This is a genomic window from Rathayibacter sp. AY2B9 (assembly GCF_002931595.1).
Taxonomy (GTDB): domain Bacteria; phylum Actinomycetota; class Actinomycetes; order Actinomycetales; family Microbacteriaceae; genus Rathayibacter.
Map to the genome: position 1 here is coordinate 111,550 of NZ_PSUB01000009.1, position 19,409 is coordinate 130,958.

Sequence of the window (19,409 nt, forward strand, 5' to 3'; positions counted from 1 at the left end):
CTCCGCCCCGGGCGAACACGGCCGGATCGGCCTGGCGGCGTCCGATAGATTCGCCTCCGAAGCGACAACTGAAACGGAGCAATACATGGCCGACATGGTTATGCCCAACAGTGTTTTCGACCGCCTGCTCAAGGACCGGATCATCTGGCTCGGTTCCGAGGTGCGCGACGAGAACGCGAACGAGATCGCCGCGAAGCTCCTGCTCCTGGCAGCCGAGGACTCCGAGCGGGACATCTACCTCTACATCAACTCGCCCGGCGGCTCCATCACCGCGGGCATGGCGATCTACGACACGATGCAGTTCGTCCCGAACGACATCGTGACCGTGGGCATCGGGATGGCGGCCTCCATGGGCCAGCTGCTCCTCACCGCCGGAACCCAGGGCAAGCGCTACATCACCCCGAACGCGCGGGTGCTCCTCCACCAGCCGCACGGCGGCTTCGGCGGCACGGCCTCCGACATCCAGACCCAGGCGCAGCTCATCCTCGACATGAAGAAGCGCCTCGCCGAGATCACCGCCAAGGCGACCGGCAAGACCGTCGAGCAGGTCAACGAGGACGGCGACCGCGACCGCTGGTTCAGCGCCGAGGAGGCCCTCGCCTACGGCTTCGTCGACCACATCCGCTCGTCGGCGACCGACGTGGCCGGCGGTGGCGGAACCGCCATCGACGAGTAGTCCAGCGAACGCGCCGAGAGATCAGGAACAGACAATGACCACACCCACCTTCGGCGGAACGGCGTTCGGCTCCGGAGCCGCACCGTCCTCGCGCTACATCCTCCCCACGTTCGAGGAGCGCACGGCCTACGGCTACAAGCGCCAGGACCCGTACGCCAAGCTCTTCGAGGACCGCATCATCTTCCTCGGCGTCCAGGTCGACGACGCCTCCGCGGACGACATCATGGCCCAGCTCCTCGTGCTCGAGAGCCAGGACCCGGACCGCGACATCGTCATGTACATCAACTCGCCCGGTGGATCCTTCACCGCGATGACGGCGATCTACGACACGATGCAGTACATCCGCCCGCACATCCAGACGGTCGTGCTCGGCCAGGCCGCCTCGGCCGCCGCCGTGCTCACCGCCGCGGGAACGCCGGGCAAGCGCCTCGCGCTGCCGAACGCGCGCATCCTCATCCACCAGCCCGCCGTGCAGCAGGGCGGGGGCCAGGCCTCGGACATCGAGATCCAGGCCGCCGAGATCATGCGCATGCGCGAGTGGCTCGAGGAGACGCTGTCGCACCACTCGAACCGCTCGATCGAGCAGGTCAAGAAGGACATCGACCGCGACAAGATCCTCGGCGCGAGCGACGCGCTCGAGTACGGGCTGATCGACCAGGTGCTCACCAGCCGCAAGAGCCTCCCGGCTCTCACGGCGTAGGGCGTCCAGGAGGGGCCGGGTGGCGGAGCGATCCGCCGCCCGGCCCCTCCTGCGTCCTCCGTCGCCGTAGCAAAGCGCCACACGAGGCGCAAGGCACGGCGAATCCGGCCCGCCTGCCGAGCCCTCGCGGCTCAGCGGCTAGGCTCGGAGCAGTGTCAGGGGGCTCGTCCCGCTCGCACCGGCCGGAGCTCCGGGCTCCGTTGCACGACCGACCGACGCACGACAGACGCACGACAAGGAAGTGGGGCATCCCCGTGGCACGTATTGGCGAAAGCGCCGACCTGCTGAAGTGCTCCTTCTGCGGCAAGAGCCAGAAGCAGGTCCAGCAGCTCATCGCGGGACCGGGCGTCTACATCTGCGACGAGTGCGTCGAGCTCTGCAACGAGATCATCGAGGAGCGCCTCTCCGAGTCGAGCGAGGAGACGAGCCACGAGTTCGACCTCCCGAAGCCGAAGGAGATCTTCGGCTTCCTCGAGGAGTACGTGATCGGGCAGGAGCAGGCCAAGAAGGCCCTCGCCGTCGCCGTGTACAACCACTACAAGCGCGTGCGGGCCCGCAACACCATCACCGCCGCCGACGCGATCCACGACGAGGTCGAGATCGCCAAGAGCAACATCCTGCTCATCGGCCCCACGGGCTGCGGGAAGACCTACCTCGCCCAGACCCTCGCGAAGCGCCTCAACGTGCCCTTCGCCGTCGCGGACGCCACGGCCCTCACCGAGGCGGGCTACGTCGGCGAGGACGTCGAGAACATCCTCCTCAAGCTCATCCAGGCCGCCGACTACGACGTCAAGCGTGCCGAGACCGGCATCATCTACATCGACGAGGTCGACAAGATCGCGCGGAAGGCCGAGAACCCCTCGATCACGCGCGACGTCTCGGGCGAGGGAGTGCAGCAGGCGCTGCTCAAGATCCTCGAGGGCACCGTCGCCTCCGTGCCTCCGCAGGGCGGGCGGAAGCACCCGCACCAGGAGTTCATCCAGATCGACACGACGAACGTCCTCTTCATCGTCGCCGGCGCCTTCGCCGGACTCGAGGACATCATCTCGTCGCGGGCGGGCAAGCGCGGCATCGGCTTCGGCGCCCCGCTGCACAACAAGGAAGACGAGATCAACATCTTCAGCGAGGTCCTCCCGGAGGACCTGCACAAGTTCGGGCTGATCCCCGAGTTCATCGGGCGCCTCCCCGTCGTCACGACGGTCACGCAGCTCGACCAGGACGCGCTCATGCAGATCCTCACCGAGCCGCGCAACGCGCTCGTGAAGCAGTACCAGCGGATGTTCGAGATCGACGGCGTCGAGCTCGAGTTCGACCGGGGCGCTCTCGAGGCCATCGCGGACCTGGCGGTCCTCCGCCAGACCGGAGCTCGCGGACTGCGCGCCATCCTCGAGGAGGTGCTCGGCCCGATCATGTTCGAGGTGCCCTCCTCGGACGAGGTGGCGCGCGTCGTCGTCACCCGCGCCGCGGTGCTCGACAACGCGGCCCCGACGATCGTGCCCCACGCTCCCCGTCGCCAGGAGAAGAGCGCCTAGTCGCTCCCCGCCCCGCTCTGCCAGTTCACCGCGATTGGCCCGGCGGATCGTCGGGCGAGGCGCTCCCGCTTCCCTAACCTGGCGGAGCGCGCCGACGGCGCGTCCGGTCGCCTCGGTGCCGGTCGATCCTCCGGGAGGCTCCGCCATCGTCCAGCCGCTGCTCGCCGGGATCGTCGCCGCCCTGACCGGCTTCTCGAGCTCGTTCGCGATCGTGCTCGCCGGGGTGGTCGCGGTGGGCGCCACCGACGTGCAGGCCGCGTCGGGCCTCCTCGCCGTCTGCGTGCTGCAGGGGGTCCTCTGCATCGTGCTGAGCATCCGCTACCGCGTGCCGATGACCTTCGCCTGGAGCACGCCGGGCGCCGCCCTGCTGGCCGCGACCGCGACGCTCCCCGGCGGCTTCGACCGCGCGGTCGGGGCGTTCCTGGTCGCCTCCGCTCTGCTGGTGGTCACCGGGCTGTGGCCGGCGCTCGGGAGGCTCGTCGCGCGCATCCCGCGGCCGCTCGCGAACGCCATGCTCGCGGGCATCCTGTTCCCGCTTGTCCTGGCGCCGGTGCGCGCGGCGGTCGAGATCCCCGCGCTCGCGCTGCCGGTGATCCTGCTCTGGCTGCTGCTCCTGCGGCTCCTGCCCCGCTGGGCGGTGCCGGCCGCGATCGCCCTGGCGATCGTGCTGCTGATCGTGACGGACGGCGCGGCACTCGCCGGTGCGCCGCTGCTCCCCGTGCCGCAGTTCGTCGCTCCGGTGTTCGAGATGGGAGCGATGGTCGGGATCGGCCTGCCGCTCTACGTGGTCACCATGGCCGGGCAGAACATCCCGGGCATCGCGGTGCTGACGAGCTTCGGCTTCGCGGCCCACTCGCGTCCCGGGATCGTCTCGACCGGCGCTCTCTCCGGGGTCTCGGCGGTCTTCGGCGGAGTGCCGATCAACTACGCCGCGCTCAGCGCCGCGCTGACCGCGGGTCCCGAGGCCTCGCCGCGGCCGGAGCAGCGCTGGGTCGCCTCGGTCTCGGCGGGCGCCTCCTACCTCGTGCTGGGCGTGTTCGCCGGAGCGGCCGCCGCGCTGGTGTCCTCCGCGAGCCCGCTGCTGATCGAGGCGGTCGCCGGTCTGGCGCTGCTGGGGGTGTTCGTGTCGGCGGTGCAGGCCGCTGTGGAGGACGCGCGGCTGCGGCTGCCGGCGGCGGCGACGCTCCTGGTCACCGCCTCCGGCACGACCATCGCGGGGATCGGATCGGCGTTCTGGGGCCTGGTCGTGGGACTCGTCCTCCTCGCCTGGCTCGTCCCCCGGCGCCGCTAGAGGAGGCCGCGGCGCGCGAGCAGCGGCTCGGTCCGCGCCTCCCGCCCGCGGAACGCGCGGTACGCGTCGAGCGGATCGCGGGAGCCGCCGAGCTCGAGCACCCCGCGGCGGAAGCGCTCGCCCGCCGAGCGGTCGAGGCCGCCGTTCTCCTCGAACCACTCGACGGTGTCCGCGTCGAGGATCTCGCTCCAGACGTAGGAGTAGTAGCCCGCGGAGTAGCCGCCGGAGAAGACGTGCGCGAAGTACGTGCTGCGGTAGCGGGGCGGCACGGCGGGGAGGAGGAGGCCCGCGCCGTCGAGCACCTCGCGCTCGAAGGCGGCCGCGTCGCGCGGCTCGACCGGGGCCGGCAGGGAGTGCCAGGCGAGGTCGAGCAGGGCGGACGCCAGGTACTCGCTCGTCGCGAAGCCCTCGCCCCACAGCGCGGACGCCTCGAGGCGCTCGACGGTCCCCGCGGGCAGGGCCTCGCCGGTCTCGACGTGGCGGGCGTACTCGGCGAGGAGCCCGGGGCGGCGCACCCACGTCTCGTTCACCTGGCTCGGGAACTCGACGAAGTCCCGGAACACCGCGGTACCGGCGAAGCGCGGGTACCGCGTGCTCGCGAACAGGCCGTGCAGGGCGTGCCCGAACTCGTGGAACAGCGTCTCCACCTCGTCGAGGCTGAGAAGGGCGGGCTCGCCCGGGCCCGGAGCCGACAGGTTCAGGTTGTTCACGACGACGGCGGAGTCACCGAGCAGCGACGTGCGGCTGGAGAGGGAGTTCATCCACGCCCCGCCGCGCTTCGAGTCGCGGGTGAAGGGATCGAGCAGGAACAGGCCCAGCGGCGTCCCGTCCTCCTCGTGCACCTCGAACACGCGGACGTGCTCGCTGTAGCCGGCCAGGTCGCTCCGCTCCGAGAAGCGGACGCCGTAGAGACCGGTGGCGGCGGCGAACACGCCGTGCCGGAGCACCCGCTCCAGCTCGAAGAAGGGACGCAGTGCGCTGGAGTCGACGGAGTAGCTCTCCGACCGCACGCGCTCCTCGTAGTAGGCGCGATCCCACGCCTCGATCGTGAAGCGCGGCGCTCCGGCGGCGTCCTGCTCGGCGTCGGCGGAGGCCTGCATCCGCTCGAGCTCGATCCTCGCGTTCCGGGCGGCGGGAGCGGCGAGCTCGCGCAGCAGCGACAGGACGCGCTCCGGCGAGCCCGCGGTCTGGCCCGAGATCACGAACTCGGCATGCGAGGCCGCGCCCAGCAGAGCTGCGCGCTCGGCCCGCAGCGCGACGATCTGCTGCAGGGTCGCGGTGGTGTCGTGCGGCCCGCCTTCCGCACCGCGGCCGACAGAGGCGCGCAGGACGCGCTCGCGGACGCCGCGGTCGCGCAGACGCGCGAGCCAGGGGTGGCCGGAGTAGAGGGGCAGGGTGATCAGCCAGCCGTCGACGCCGCGGTCGGCGGCGGCGCGCGCGGCGGCGGAGACGTCGGACTCGTCGAGCCCGTCGAGGCCGGCGACGTCCTCGAGGAGGACCGCCCGGTCGTTCGACTCGGCGAGCAGGTCCTTCTCGAAACGCGTGGTCAGGGTCGAGAGCTGCTCGTTCAGCTCGCCGAGCCGTGCCTTCCCCACGTCGTCGAGGAGCGCACCGGAGCGCTCGAACCCGGTGATCCTCCGCTCGAGGAGGTAGGCCGTCTCGGCGTCGAGGTCGAGCTCCGTCGACTGCTCGGCGAGAGCGCGGAGCCGGGCGAACAGGCGCGGGTCGAGGCTGATCGCATCGCTGTGGGCCGAGAGCAGCGGAGCGAGCTCGGCCTCCAGAGCGTCGGTGAGCGGAGTGCGGTCGGAGGCGGCGACGGTGAAGAAGACGGCGCTCACCCGGCGCAGCTCGCGGCCCGCCCGCTCAAGGGCGACGAGGGTGTTCTCGACGGTCGGCGGCTCGGAGGCGCCGGCGATCGCGTCGATCTCGGCGCGGTGCCGGCGGAGGGCCTCGAGGAACGCCGGGCGGTAGGCCTCGGGGTCGACGGCGGCGAAGTCGGGGAGCCCGTGGGGGAGTCCGCTCGGCTCGAGCAGGACGGCGACGGGATCGGGTGCGCTCATCCTGCGAGCCTAGAGCGCGAGCGGGGGAAAGGGCTCCGACTCAGGATCGCAGGACGCGCGCGCTCACCGGGATTGGCGACCGCGCCGCGAAGGGGCGTCAGCCCCAGTCGTCGTCGTCCTCGCCCTCCACGCGGCCCTGCGGCTGAGTGATGTAGGCAGCGTCCTCGTCGGGGCGGTAGGTGATCGTCGTGCCGTCGTCGAGTTCGAGGACGGGCCTGCCCTCGAGCCAGGTGAGCGTCCAGCGCCAGTCGGCGGTCGCCGTGCCGGCCGCGGCGAGCTCGCCCTCGACGTCGCCGATGGCGGTGACGACGATCTCGGGGAGGGTCTGCGGCGGCACTTGGCCGACCGACCAGCGGGTTCCGAGCTGCATGGGAGGGGTCCTCTCGACGGTGGGGAGGGAGGCGGGACGGTTCCCGCCTCCCGGGAGCGGCGCTACGCCTCGGTCTCGAGCTCGATGCCGACTGCGAGGGCGTCGCCCTCGGCGAAGTCGAGCGCCGCGATCCTGCCGACGGCCGCGAGGTCTCCCGCGGCGAGCCGGAGGGACGCGACGAGCTCGGCGGGCGCCGTCACCAGGGCGGAGCGGGCCGGCGTCTTCTGCGAGGCCTTCGCATCGGTCTTCGCGCGCCGGATGGCCGTGAGGACCGAGCTCGCCGCGGCCAGGACGGCGGGGTCGCCGCCCAGGCCCTCGACGGTCGGCCAGGGGCGCAGGTGCACCGAGTCGTCGTGCGACCACGACCAGGTCTCCTCCGTCGCGAACGGCAGGAACGGCGCGAACAGGCGCTGGAGGACGTCGAGCGCCCGGTGCAGGGCGGCCGCGGCGGACGCGCCGTCCTCGCTGTACGCGCGCTCCTTCACCAGCTCCAGGTAGTCGTCGCAGAACGTCCAGAAGAACGCCTCCGTCGTCTCGAGGGCGCGGGCGTGGTCGTAGTTCTCGAGCGCCGTCGTCGCGTCGGCGACCACGGTGTCGAGGGTGGCCAGCATGCTGAGGTCGAGCGGGTCGGTGACCTCGGCGCCCTCGGCGAGAGGGAAGCCGTGGATGAACTTCGCCGCGTTGAGGATCTTGATCGCCAGTCGGCGGCCGATCTTGATCTGCGTCGGGTTCTGCGGGTCGAAGGCCGCGTCGGTGCCCAGGCGCGAGGAGGCGGCCCAGTAGCGGACCGCGTCCGAGCCGTGCTGCTCGAGCATCGCGGCGGGAGTGACCACGTTGCCCTTCGACTTCGACATCTTCTTGCGGTCGGGGTCGACGATGAAGCCGGAGACGGTCGCCGTGCTCCACGGGGCGCGGCCGTCCTCGAGCTGCGAGCGCAGGAGGGTAGAGAAGAGCCAGGTGCGGATGATGTCCTGGCCCTGCGGGCGCAGGTCGTAGGGAGCGACCAGCTGCCAGAGCTCGTCGTCGCGCTCCCAGCCGCCCGCGAGCTGCGGGGTCAGCGAGGAGGTCGCCCAGGTGTCCATCACGTCGAGCTCGCCCTGGAAGCCGCCCGCCGCTCCGCGCTGGTCCTCCGAGTATCCGGGGGCCGGGTCGCTGGAGGGATCCACCGGCAGCGCCGCCTCGTCCGGCACGATCGGGGAGTCGAAGACGGGGTTGCCGTCGCCGTCGAGCGGGTACCACACCGGGATCGGCACGCCGAAGAAGCGCTGGCGCGAGATCAGCCAGTCGCCGGAGAGGCCGTTCACCCAGTTCTCGTAGCGGACGCGCATGAACTCCGGTACGAAGCGCACGTCGCGGCCGAGCTCCAGCAGGCGCTCCTTGAGCACCGCGTCGCGAGCGCCGTTGCCGATGTACCACTGGCGGGTCGACACGATCTCGAGCGGCTTGTCGCCCTTCTCGAAGAACTTGACCTGGTGCGTGATGGGGCGCGGGTCGCCGACCATCTCGCCGGACTCCTTCAGCAGCGCCACGACGGCCTGCTTCGCGGAGAAGACGGTCTTGCCGGCGAGCTGCTCATAGGCGGCGCGGCCCGCGTCGCTCGTGATCGCGGCGGGAGCCTCCGAGATCAGGCGGCCGTCGAAGCCGATGATCGCACGGTTGGGCAGGTCGAGCTCGCGCCACCAGACCACGTCCGTGATGTCGCCGAAGGTGCAGATCATCGCGATGCCCGAGCCCTTGTCCTTCTGCGCGAGGTGGTGCGCGAGCACCGGGACCTCGACGTCGAAGAGCGGCGTGCGGACGGTGGTGCCGAACAGCGCCTGGTAGCGCTCGTCGTCGGGGTGCGCGACGAGGGCGACGCAGGCGGGCAGCAGCTCGGGACGGGTCGTCTCGATGAAGACGTCCTCGCCGCCCTCGCGGTGGAAGCCGAGGCGGTGGTAGGCGCCGGGCTGGTCCTTGTCCTCGAGCTCCGCCTGGGCGACGGCGGTCCGGAAGGTGATGTCCCAGAGCGTCGGGGCCTGCGCCTGGTAGGCCTCGCCTCGGGCGAGGTTGCGGAGGAAGGCGCGCTGCGAGGCGGCCTGCGACTCGTCGCCGATGGTCCGGTAGCTCTGCGACCAGTCGACGGACAGGCCGAGGGCCCGCCAGACGTCCTCGAACTGCTTCTCGTCCTCGACGGTGAGGCGCTCGCACAGCTCGACGAAGTTGCGGCGCGAGATCGGCTTCTGGTCGGCGGCCTTGCTGCTCTTGTTGTCGCCGCCCTCGAACGGAGGCGTGAAGCCGGGCTCGTAGGGGAGCGTCGGGTCGCAGCGCACACCGTAGTAGTTCTGCACGCGGCGCTCGGTGGGCAGGCCGTTGTCGTCCCAGCCCATCGGGTAGAAGACGCTCTTGCCGCGCATCCGCTGGAACCGCGCGACGACGTCGGTGTGCGTGTAGGAGAAGACGTGCCCGATGTGCAGCGACCCGGACGCGGTGGGCGGCGGGGTGTCGATCGAGTAGACGTCGGCGCGGGTGAGGCCGGTGCGGTCGAACCGGTAGGTCCCGTCGGTCTGCCAGCGGAGGCCCCACGTGCCCTCCAGGCCCTCGAGGGCGGGCTTCGCGGGGAGGCGGTCGGCGAGGGTCATGATGCTCCGGTTCGCTATGGGCGGCACCGTGTCGGTGGTGATGGTGCCTGGATGGGGGCTCCGGGGCGAGTCGCCCGCCGGCCGCGACGATTCTACCGGAGCGGCGGGAGCCGGGTCAGTCGACGACGGGGGTGAAGCCGGCGCGGACGGGCGCGAGCGCCTCGTCGAGATAGGGCACGAGCTCGCCGCGGGTGGGGCCCGCCGCGGCCCACGCCTGCACGGCCGCCACCGCGGCTCCGACGCTCGCGTAGGCGATGGCGCGCGAGAGGTGCGAGGGCAGCGGGCGCGCGCTCCGCTCCTCCACGAAGCGGGCGATGACGGCCGCCTGCCGGGCGAGGCGGCCGAGGGCCGACGCCTGCAGCTCGTGGACGCTGCCGATCATCTCGGACTGGGTGAGCACCCACGGCACCGTCGCGGGTCCGAAGCCGGAGCCGATCGCGAGCAGCGCGTCGCCGAGCGCGTCCATCACCGGCGCCTCTGCCGCCGTCTCGGCCAGCGCTTCCGGGAGCTCGGCCAGCCGGTCGTCGACCAGCACCCAGAAGACGTCGCTCTTGGACTCGAAGTAGTTGAAGAAGGTGTTGCGCGAGACCCCCGCCCGCTGGGCGATCTGCTCGATCGTCGTGCCCGCGTAGCTCTGCTCGACGAAGAGGTCCAGTGCGGCGTCCTCGAGCATGGAGCGCGACGACGCGCGGGGCCGTCCGCGCTGCACTCCTCGCACCATGAACCGCTCCTGCTCCGCTTCCCCCGACGCGCTAGGATAGCGCCGGACGACTTCGACCCGGCCATCACCGGTGAGTCTCCGGAAGAACGGCGCCGGCTCCGGCCTGCGCCCAGTAGACCCGGACGGGTGCGGCCCGTGACAGCCGATCGAGTGGGAACGCGTCAGCGGGCACTCCTCCGGGAGCGACCGGCCGACCGGTCCAAGCGAGGTGGTACCGCGACCCGGCCCGGGGTCTGAGATCCGGGCGGGCCGTCCTCGTGCAGACCAGCAGCACTGCCAGGAGACCGCACGTGACCTACCCCCTGACCCCGCCCACCCCGCACGGAGCCGAGCCCGCCGAGGGCTCCGCGTTCGGCCGGGGCGTGTCCCCGTCGCCGCGCTTCCCCGAGATCGAGGAGCGCGTGCTCGCGTACTGGAAGGCGGACGACACCTTCCAGGAGTCGATCCGGCAGCGCGAGGGAGCGCCGGAGTGGGTCTTCTACGACGGCCCGCCCTTCGCCAACGGCCTGCCGCACTACGGGCACCTCCTCACCGGCTACGCCAAGGACGTCTTCCCCCGCTTCGAGACCATGCGCGGACGGCAGGTGCACCGCCGCTTCGGCTGGGACACCCACGGCCTGCCCGCCGAGCTCGAGGCGGAGCGGCAGCTCGGCATCACCGACAAGTCCCAGATCGAGGAGATGGGCGTCGCGGCCTTCAACGCCGCCGCGAAGGAGTCGGTGCTGCGCTACACCGGGGAGTGGCAGGACTACGTCACCCGCCAGGCGCGCTGGGTCGACTTCGACGACGACTACAAGACGCTCGACCCCACCTTCATGGAGTCGGTGATCTGGGCGTTCAAGCAGCTCTACGACAAGGGCCTCGCCTACGAGGGCCACCGCGTGCTGCCGTACTGCTGGCGCGACCAGACGCCGCTCTCGAACCACGAGCTGCGGATGGACGACGACGTCTACAAGATGCGCCAGGACCAGACGGTCACCGTCACCTTCCCGCTGGTCGGCGAGACGGCGGAGGCGCTCCAGCTGACGGCGGTCCGCGCTCTCGCGTGGACGACGACGCCGTGGACGCTGCCGACGAACCTCGCGCTCGCCGTCGGGCCCGACATCGAGTACGCGGTCGTCCCCGCCGGCCCGAACGGCGCGGCCGACGGCAGGGGCGAGCCCGAGGAGCGCGAGCTCTCGGCCGAGTACCTGCTCGCCATAGACCAGGTCGGCGCCTACGCGAAGGACCTCGGCTATCCGGACGCGGAGTCGGCCCTGGCCGCCGTCTCGCGCACCCACCGCGGCTCCGAGCTCGAGGGGATCAGCTACGACCGCCTCTGGGACCACTACGCGGACACCGAGGCCTGGGGCACGCAGAACGCGTGGCGCATCCTCGTCGCCGACTACGTGACCACCAGCGAGGGCACCGGCATCGTGCACCAGGCGCCCGCCTACGGCGAGGACGACCAGAAGGTCTGCGAGGCGGCGGGCATCCCCGTCATCATCTCGGTCGACGACGGCGGCCGCTTCCTGCCGCAGATCAGCGAGGTCGCCGGCCTCCAGGTCTTCGACGCGAACAAGCCCCTCACGCAGCTCCTGCGCGCGGACCACCGGCTGCTCCGCCAGGCGAGCTACGAGCACTCGTACCCGCACTGCTGGCGCTGCCGCAATCCGCTGATCTACAAGGCGGTCTCGAGCTGGTTCGTCCGCGTCACCGCGATCCGCGACCGCATGGAGGAGCTCAACCAGGAGATCACCTGGGTCCCCGAGAACGTCAAGGACGGCCAGTTCGGCAAGTGGCTCTCGGGCGCGCGCGACTGGTCCATCAGCCGCAACCGCTACTTCGGCTCGCCGATCCCGGTGTGGAAGAGCGACGACCCGGAGTACCCGCGGATCGACGTCTACGGCTCGCTGGACGAGCTGGAGCGCGACTTCGGCGTGCGCCCGGACGACCTGCACCGGCCGTTCATCGACGAGCTGACCCGCCCGAACCCCGACGACCCGACCGGGCGCTCGACGATGCGCCGGATCAGCGACGTCCTCGACGTCTGGTTCGACTCCGGATCGATGCCCTTCGCCCAGGTGCACTACCCGTTCGAGAACGCGGACTGGTTCGACACCCACAACCCGGCGGACTTCATCGTCGAGTACATCGGGCAGACGCGCGGCTGGTTCTACACGCTGCACGTGCTCTCCACCGCGCTCTTCGACCGCCCGGCGTTCCGCAACGTGGTCAGCCACGGCATCGTGCTGGGCAACGACGGGCAGAAGATGTCCAAGTCGCTGCGCAACTACCCGGACGTGGCCGAGGTCTTCGACCGCGACGGCTCCGACGCCATGCGCTGGTTCCTGATGTCGAGCCCGGTCCTCCGGGGCGGCAACCTCGTCGTGACGGAGGAGGGCATCCGCGAGGGCGTCCGCCAGGTACTGCTGCCGCTGTGGAGCACCTGGTACTTCTTCTCCCTCTACGCGAACGCCTCGGCGGGCGGCGGCTACGAGGCGACCAGGCGCACCGGCTCCGAGGACGTCCTCGACCGCTACCTGCTGGCCAAGACCCGCGATCTGGTCGAGACCGTGACCGGCCGGCTCGAGGCGCTGGACTCCACGCTCGCGGCCGCCGCGCTCCGCGACTTCAGCGACGTGCTCACGAACTGGTACGTGCGCCGCTCCCGCGACCGCTTCTGGCAGGGCGTCGACGAGGACGGCCGCGGATCGGAGGCGTTCGACACGCTCTACACGGTCCTCGAGACCGTGTGCCGCGTCGCCGCCCCGCTCCTGCCTCTCGTCACGGAGCAGATCTGGCAGGGCCTGACCGGCGGCCGCAGCGTCCACCTCACCGACTGGCCGGAGGCGGACGAGTTCCCCGCCGACCCGGCGCTCGTGCACGCGATGGACGCGGTCCGCGGCATCTCGTCCACCGCGCTCTCCCTCCGCAAGCAGGCCGGGCTCCGCGTCCGCCTGCCGCTCGCGCGCCTGACCGTGGTGGTCGCGGACGCCGCCGTGCTCGCGCCGTTCGAGGCGATCCTCCGCGACGAGCTGAACGTGAAGGAGGTGTCGCTGGTGCCGCTGGTCGACTCCAGCGCCGCCGACTACGGCGTCACCTCCCGTCTCGCGGTCAACGCGCGCGCCGCCGGGCCCCGGCTCGGCAAGGGCGTGCAGACCGTGATCAGGGCCGCCAAGGCCGGCGACTGGAGCGAGACGGACGGTGTCGTCACCGCCGGCGGCGTCGAGCTGGTCGAGGGCGAGTACGAGCTCACGCTCGAGGTCGGCGGCTCGGCCGGCGACGACCGCGCCATCGCCCTGCTCCCGCGCGGGGGCTTCGTGCTCCTCGACACGGCGACCACCCCCGAGCTCGAAGCGGAGGGGCTCGCCCGCGACCTCATCCGCGCGGTGCAGGACGCCCGCAAGGCGGCCGGGTTCGAGGTCAGCGACCGGATCGTCCTGGAGGTCGTGCTCGACGAGCCGAGCCTGCAGGCGCTCGAGCCGCACGCGCTCTGGATCGCGGAGGAGACCCTCGCGACCGGATGCGCGTTCACTCCGCTCACCACGGCTCTCGAGGGCGGCGAGGGCGCGATCGCCTTCGGCCCCGCGGGCACCGCCATCATCCGCGTCGAGAAGGTCGAGGCCGCCGATGTCTGATCCGTTCGAGCCGGACGACGCCGACCGCGCGGCCGCCGACGCCGTCTACGCCGCGCTGCTGGAGCGCCTGGGCGAGGCGAGCGTCCGCCCGCGCCTCGCTCCGACCCGGCGCGCCGTCGAGATCCTCGGCGACCCGCAGCGCGCCTACCCGGTGATCCAGATCGCCGGGACCAACGGCAAGACCTCGACCAGCCGGATGATCGAGAGCCTGCTGCGCGCCCACGGGCTGCGGGTGGGCCTGTTCACCAGTCCGCACCTCGAGCGCTTCAACGAGCGCATCATCATCGACGGAGAGCCGATCTCGGACCGGAGCCTCGCCGACAACTGGCAGGACGTCGAGCCGTACCTGCGGATGACCGACGCCGAGCTGGCCGAGCAGGGCGAGGCGCCGCTGTCCTTCTTCGAGGCGATCACCGTCCTGGCCTACGCGGCCTTCGCCGACGCGCCGGTCGATGTGGCCGTCGTCGAGGTGGGGATGGGCGGCGAGTGGGACTCGACGAACGTCGCCGACGCGCAGGTCGCCGTCTTCACGCCGATCGCCCTCGACCACACCGACCGCCTCGGCTCGACGATCGAGGAGATCGCGCGAACCAAGTCGGGCATCGTCAAGCCGCTCGCCTCGGTGGTCTCCGCGAGGCAGGTCCCGGAGGCGGAGGCGGTGCTGCGGCACGCGGCCGAGGCCACCGAGTCGACGATCGTCGTCGAGGGGGCGGAGTTCGACGTCGAGTCGACGACCGTCGCCGTCGGCGGCCAGGTCGTCACCGTCCGGGGACTCGTCACCACGTACGAGCAGCTGCTGCTGCCGTTCTTCGGCGACCACCAGGCCGAGAACGCCGCCGTGGCCGTCGCCGCGGTCGAGACCTTCCTGGGAGGCGGGACGCAGGAGCTCACCGGCGACGTCCTCGACGAGGGCTTCGCCGCCGCGACCTCCCCGGGCCGCCTGCAGCTCGTCGGACTCGCTCCGCGCACCGTCGTCGACGCGGCGCACAACCCGCACGGTGCCGCGTCCCTCGCCGCCGCTCTCGGCCGCTACTTCGACTTCGACCGCGTGACGGCCGTCCTCGGCGTGCTGGCCGAGAAGGACGCCGAGGGGATCCTCCGGGAGCTCCGCCCCGTGGTGGACGAGCTGATCGTGACCACGGCGCCGAGCGATCGGGCGATGCCCGCCGAGGAGCTCGCCGCGCTCGCCCGCACCGTGTTCCCGGAGGAGGCGGTCCGCGTCGCCGACGACCCGCTGGGTGCTCTCACGGCCGGTCGCGTCCTCGCGGCGCGCACCGACAAGGGCGCCCTGCTGGTCACGGGCTCGATCACCCTCGTCGGCCGCACGATCACCGCGGCCCGCGACGAGAACTGGCTGGGCGCGTGAGGGCCGGGCGCCCGCGGCGCTCGCGGACCGTCCGGGAGAGCCTCGGCTCGATCGTGCTCGGCTTCGAGGCGGTCATCGTCTTCCTCGCCACCCTGGTGGCCTTCGGGCTGAAGGCGGCCGATCCCGTGATCGTGCTGGTCGGGGGAGCGGTGGTCTGCCTCGCGCTCGTCGCCACTCTGGGCCTGCTGAACCGGCCGGTCGGCTTCCGCATCGGCTGGGTGCTGCAGTTCGTTATCGTGGCCTCGGGCCTGCTGGTCCCGATCATGTACGTGATCGGCGCCGCCTTCGTGGCGCTGTGGACGTACTGCATGGTGACCGGCACCCGCCTCGACGCTCAGACGCGCCGGGCGGCGGAGCCCACCGACCCCACCGAAGGAGACCGCTGAACCATGGCCACTCAGGAGACCCTCGTCCTCGTCAAGCCCGACGGCGTCGCCCGCAACCTCACCGGCGAGATCCTCCGCCGCATCGAGGCGAAGGGCTACTCCCTCGTCGACGTGAAGCTCGTCGAGGCCGACCGCGAGCTGCTCGCCGCCCACTACGCCGAGCACGAGGGCAAGCCCTTCTACGAGCCGCTCGTCGAGTTCATGGAGAGCGGCCCGATCGTCGCCCTGCGCATCGCGGGCGACCGTGTGATCGAGGGCTTCCGCGCCCTCGCCGGCACCACCGACCCGACCACGGCCGCTCCCGGCACCATCCGCGGCGACCTCGGCCGCGACTGGGGCCTCAAGGTCCAGCAGAACCTCGTGCACGGGTCCGACTCCGAGGAGTCGGCCGCGCGCGAGCTCGGCCTCTGGTTCGCCTGAGCCGCTCGGCCGCCTGCCTCTGACGACGTCCGTCAGAGGTAGGCGAGCACGTTCAGCCTCACCTGCGCGACCACCGCGATCAGCAGGTAGCAGAGCAGCGTGATGAACGGGACCCAGCCGTAGGCGGCACCGGCGAAGCGGCGCACCCCGGCGGGGACGGGGAACACGCCCTCACGGAGGTTGCGGAGTGTCACCAGCCAGAAGCCCGGGATGACGACGGCCCAGGTGAGCATGCACCAGGGGCAGAGGGTTCCGAGCGCGAAGACGCTCGTCGCGATGAGCCAGCCCACGAACACCAGGGCCAGCAGGAAGCCGACGTTGAAGGCCGCCCAGAACCACCGGTCGAACCGGGCGCCCGCGAGCAGGCCCAGCCCCACCACGATCGGCGCGATCCAGGCCGCCAGGCCGATGAGAGGGTTCGGGAAGCCGAAGACCGCGCCCTGCGCCGAGTTCAGGTTCGCACTGCACTGCACCAGCAGGCTGAAGTCGCAGCCGAGGCCCGCATCGGGGTTCTCGAGAGCGGCGAACTTGTCGTTCGTGAGGGCGAAGGCGGCGGTCCAGCCGATCACGCCGAGGACGATCAGCAGGACGGCGAAGACGACGGGGCGCTGCTGGGTGGGGGCGTCGCGCACCCCGGGATCGCTGGACACCGGGGGATTATGGCACGCGCCGGATCGGCGCCTCTGGGAATGCGTGCGATAATCGGAGCCGTCGGTCCGGGGGACCCCGCATCGACGCGAAGAAGGTTTACCGGGCGAGTACCGGGCCACAGGAGATCGACAGCGTTCCGCGAATGGACGCGCCGGATCTCCGCTCCGCCGGGAGTCGACCGCAGGTCGCACCGCGGAGGAGCGCGTGTCGGATAGTCAGTTCCGAGAGTGCAGCTGCAACCGGAGTCCCGCGCCACGAGCGCGACGGGACCGGGGGAGCGGAAGGATTCGCGGCGGGCCGAGGCCCCTCGCACGAGAGAAGCATCCGGGAAGACGACGCGGCGGACGACCCGGCCGAGGAGTGCACCAGGAATGGTGGAAGACAACAGTACGAGCGGATCCGATCCGGACCGCGACGAGCCCCGCAGCGGGGCCAGGAAGATCAGCCGCCTCTTCGGTGGCCGCCGGGCGACCCGGCGGACCGAGTCGAGCGCGCCAGCGACAGGGGAGACGATCATCGACAGCAACGAGACCGACCAGACCGGAGCCGAGGGCACCGAGCTGCCCGAGACCGGGAGCGCCGCGGAGGCGGCCGAGCCGTCGACGTCGACGGGCGCGGTGTTCTTCAACGCCCTCCCGCAGACCCCGGGCGCCGAGCAGGAGGAGCCGCGACGGCCCGCACTGCCGAGCCCGTCGCTGCTGTTCCAGGCGCCGGTCCTGCCCGATTACGTCGAGCTGGCTCCGCTGCCTCCCCGCGGTGCGCCGCTGGGCGTCCAGGAGGAGCGCGAGAGCCCGGCCGAGGAGCAGGGCTCCGTCCGCCGCCGCTCGCGCCGCCGCAGCGGCGAGAGCGAGAGGTCCGGCTCCGACGACCCCGAGAACACCGTCGTCCGGGTCCGCCAGCCGCGCGAGCAGCGCGAGGCCCGCGAGCCCGAGCTCATCACCGAGCCGCAGCGCATCAAGGGCTCGACCCGCCTCGAGGCCAAGAAGCAGCGCCGCCGCGACGGCCGCGACGCCGGCCGGCGCCGCACGGTCGTCACCGAGTCCGAGTTCCTCGCCCGCCGGGAGGCCGTCGACCGCGTCATGGTCGTCCGCTCGAAGGAGGACAGCATCCGCATCGGCGTGCTCGAGGACGGCGTCCTCGCCGAGCACTACGTCGCCCGCTCGCAGGAGGCGTCGCTCATCGGCAACGTCTACCTCGGCCGCGTGCAGAACGTCCTCCCGAGCATGGAGGCCGCCTTCGTCGACATCGGACGCGGGCGCAACGCCGTGCTCTACTCCGGCGAGGTCGACTGGGACGCCGCGAACAACGCCGGCGGCCCCCGCCGGATCGAGCTCGCGCTCAAGCCCGGCGACCGGGTCCTCGTCCAGGTCACGAAGGACCCCGTCGGCCACAAGGGCGCCCGTCTCACGAGCCAGATCTCGCTCCCCGGCCGCTACCTCGTCTACGTGCCCAACGGCTCGATGAACGGCATCTCGCGGAAGCTCCCGGACACCGAGCGCGCCCGCCTGAAGAAGATCCTCAAGGAGGTGCTGCCCGAGAACGTGGGCGTCATCGTCCGGACCGCGGCCGAGGGCGCCACGGAGGAGCAGCTGACCGTCGACGTCGAGCGCCTGACCGCGCAGTGGACGGCTCTCAGCGCGAAGGCCGCGACCGGGCAGGCTCCCGCTCTCCTGCACAGCGAGCCGGACCTGCTGATCAAGATCGTCCGCGACGTCTTCAACGAGGACTTCGAGAAGATGGTCATCGCCGGCGACGACGCCCGCGAGACCATCGAGCTCTACCTCAGCCAGGTCGCACCCGATCTGCTCGAGCGCGTCGAGGTCTACACGGGTGAGAAGGACGCGTTCGACGAGTTCCGCATCACGGAGCAGATCGAGAAGGCGCTGGAGCGCAAGGTGTGGCTGCCCAGCGGCGGCTCGCTCGTGATCGACCGCACCGAGGCGATGACGGTGGTCGACGTCAACACCGGCAAGTTCGTCGGCTCGGGCGGGAACCTCGAGGAGACGGTCACGAAGAACAACCTGGAGGCGGCCGAGGAGATCGTCCGCCAGCTGCGCCTGCGCGACATCGGCGGCATCATCGTCGTCGACTTCATCGACATGGTGCTCGAGTCCAACCGCGACCTCGTGCTCCGCCGCCTGGTCGAGTGCCTGAGCCGCGACCGGACGAAGCACCAGGTCGCCGAGGTCACCTCGCTCGGCCTCGTGCAGATGACCCGCAAGAAGCTGGGCCTGGGCCTGCTCGAGACCTTCAGCGAGAACTGCGAGATCTGCGCCGGACGCGGCGTCATCGTCCACCACGACCCCGTGCTCAAGCACCGGTCGACCGCCGCTCCGCAGCAGGAGCAGCGCCGCCGGGGCAAGGGCGGCGAGCAGCAGCCCGCCGCCTCCGGGCGCTCGAACGGCGGGCAGAACGGGCAGGGCGCGCCGGCGACCAAGCCGGTCAGCACCCACGCCATCACGGACGACGCGAAGAACGCGCTCGCGCAGATCGCCGCCAGCACCATCCACCCCCAGGCCGTGCGCCAGGCGGCGGAGGAGGCGGCCGCGCTGGTCGAGGACGCCGCCGAGACCGTCGAGGCCATGGCGCCGGAGGAGTCCGCCACGGCACCCGAGGAGCAGCCGTCCGAGCCGAGCCGTCGCGGCGAGCGTCCCGCCCGGGGCGAGCGCCGTCGTCGCAGCCGCGACCGCGAGCCGCGCCAGGAGGTCGCCGAGACGGCGGCCGTCGAGTCGGCTCCCGTCGAGACCCCGGTCGAGAAGGAGATCGAGCCGGCCGCTGCCGCGCCGATCCTCGACATCCCGATCGCGCCGGTCACGCCTCCGCGCCGCGTCCGCAGCGAGGTCGCCGAGCACCTGCTCGACTCCGTGCTCGACGCTCTGCCGGCCCCGAAGCAGCCCGGCCAGGGCCGTGCGAAGAGCCGGCGCGTCACGACGGCCGCGCTCACCGGAGTCGCGGTCATCCCCGAGCAGACCCCGCGCCGCGCCGACCAGTAGCGCGA

The 19,409-nt window shown here is 71.7% G+C and carries 14 protein-coding genes; 9 read left to right on the top strand and 5 right to left on the bottom strand.

Annotation, left to right across the window (positions count from 1 at the left end):
- The first annotated feature begins 85 nt into the window (after window positions 1–85).
- The 4 genes from C5C25_RS10495 to C5C25_RS10510 all read left to right on the top strand — a co-directional run bounded on the left by C5C25_RS10495 (window position 86) and on the right by C5C25_RS10510 (window position 4,199).
- Entirely contained in the window at window positions 86–676 is a 591-nt protein-coding gene (locus tag C5C25_RS10495; RefSeq protein ID WP_097165884.1) for an ATP-dependent Clp protease proteolytic subunit, read from the top strand.
- 34 nt (window positions 677–710) lie between these two features.
- Window positions 711–1,376: an ATP-dependent Clp protease proteolytic subunit gene (locus C5C25_RS10500; protein WP_068253282.1), complete on the top strand. Its 666-nt coding sequence runs from the start codon at window positions 711–713 to the stop codon at window positions 1,374–1,376.
- A gap of 254 nt (window positions 1,377–1,630) precedes the next feature.
- On the top strand, window positions 1,631–2,908 hold the full coding sequence (clpX, locus tag C5C25_RS10505) for an ATP-dependent Clp protease ATP-binding subunit ClpX (protein WP_104247278.1): 1,278 nt from the start codon (window positions 1,631–1,633) through the stop codon (window positions 2,906–2,908).
- A gap of 115 nt (window positions 2,909–3,023) precedes the next feature.
- Entirely contained in the window at window positions 3,024–4,199 is a 1,176-nt protein-coding gene (locus C5C25_RS10510; RefSeq protein ID WP_104250563.1) for a benzoate/H(+) symporter BenE family transporter, read from the top strand.
- Here the strand turns inward: C5C25_RS10510 and C5C25_RS10515 are convergent.
- The 4 genes from C5C25_RS10515 to C5C25_RS10530 form a co-directional block, all read right to left on the bottom strand.
- Window positions 4,196–6,259, bottom strand: coding sequence for a M3 family metallopeptidase (locus C5C25_RS10515; protein WP_104250564.1), 2,064 nt, complete (start codon window positions 6,257–6,259; stop codon window positions 4,196–4,198). The two genes, C5C25_RS10510 and C5C25_RS10515, sit on opposite strands and share 4 nt — an antisense overlap.
- A 97-nt stretch (window positions 6,260–6,356) precedes the next feature.
- On the bottom strand, window positions 6,357–6,629 hold the full coding sequence (locus tag C5C25_RS10520; protein ID WP_104250565.1) for a hypothetical protein: 273 nt from the start codon (window positions 6,627–6,629) through the stop codon (window positions 6,357–6,359).
- Between the two features lie 62 nt (window positions 6,630–6,691).
- Window positions 6,692–9,247, bottom strand: coding sequence for a valine--tRNA ligase (valS, locus tag C5C25_RS10525; protein WP_104250566.1), 2,556 nt, complete (start codon window positions 9,245–9,247; stop codon window positions 6,692–6,694).
- Window positions 9,248–9,362: 115 nt separating this feature from the next.
- Window positions 9,363–9,968, bottom strand: coding sequence for a TetR/AcrR family transcriptional regulator (locus tag C5C25_RS10530; protein WP_104223688.1), 606 nt, complete (start codon window positions 9,966–9,968; stop codon window positions 9,363–9,365).
- A 290-nt stretch (window positions 9,969–10,258) separates the two neighbouring features.
- Between C5C25_RS10530 and ileS the strand changes: the two genes are divergently transcribed.
- The 4 genes from ileS to ndk are packed head-to-tail and all read left to right on the top strand — an operon-like array spanning window position 10,259 to window position 15,760.
- Window positions 10,259–13,588, top strand: coding sequence for an isoleucine--tRNA ligase (ileS, locus tag C5C25_RS10535; protein WP_374955572.1), 3,330 nt, complete (start codon window positions 10,259–10,261; stop codon window positions 13,586–13,588).
- The gene (locus C5C25_RS10540; protein ID WP_104250567.1) at window positions 13,581–14,954 is read left to right on the top strand and encodes a folylpolyglutamate synthase/dihydrofolate synthase family protein; all 1,374 of its coding nucleotides are present in this window, start codon (window positions 13,581–13,583) and stop codon (window positions 14,952–14,954) included. The genes ileS and C5C25_RS10540 overlap by 8 nt, the downstream gene beginning before the upstream one ends.
- Window positions 14,951–15,340 carry a DUF4233 domain-containing protein gene (locus C5C25_RS10545; RefSeq protein ID WP_258060376.1) on the top strand — a complete coding sequence of 130 codons (390 nt, stop codon included), beginning with the start codon at window positions 14,951–14,953 and terminating at the stop codon, window positions 15,338–15,340. Before C5C25_RS10540 ends, C5C25_RS10545 begins: the two co-directional genes overlap by 4 nt.
- Before the next feature lie 3 nt (window positions 15,341–15,343).
- Window positions 15,344–15,760, top strand: coding sequence for a nucleoside-diphosphate kinase (ndk, locus tag C5C25_RS10550; RefSeq protein WP_104223686.1), 417 nt, complete (start codon window positions 15,344–15,346; stop codon window positions 15,758–15,760).
- Window positions 15,761–15,792: 32 nt separating this feature from the next.
- On the opposite strand, the gene C5C25_RS10555 is transcribed toward ndk, so the two are convergent.
- Entirely contained in the window at window positions 15,793–16,410 is a 618-nt protein-coding gene (locus C5C25_RS10555; protein WP_258066381.1) for a vitamin K epoxide reductase family protein, read from the bottom strand.
- A gap of 372 nt (window positions 16,411–16,782) precedes the next feature.
- Here C5C25_RS10555 and C5C25_RS10560 point away from each other — a divergent pair, with 372 nt between their 5' ends.
- On the top strand, window positions 16,783–19,404 hold the full coding sequence (locus C5C25_RS10560; protein ID WP_104250569.1) for an Rne/Rng family ribonuclease: 2,622 nt from the start codon (window positions 16,783–16,785) through the stop codon (window positions 19,402–19,404).
- Window positions 19,405–19,409 lie beyond the last annotated feature (5 nt).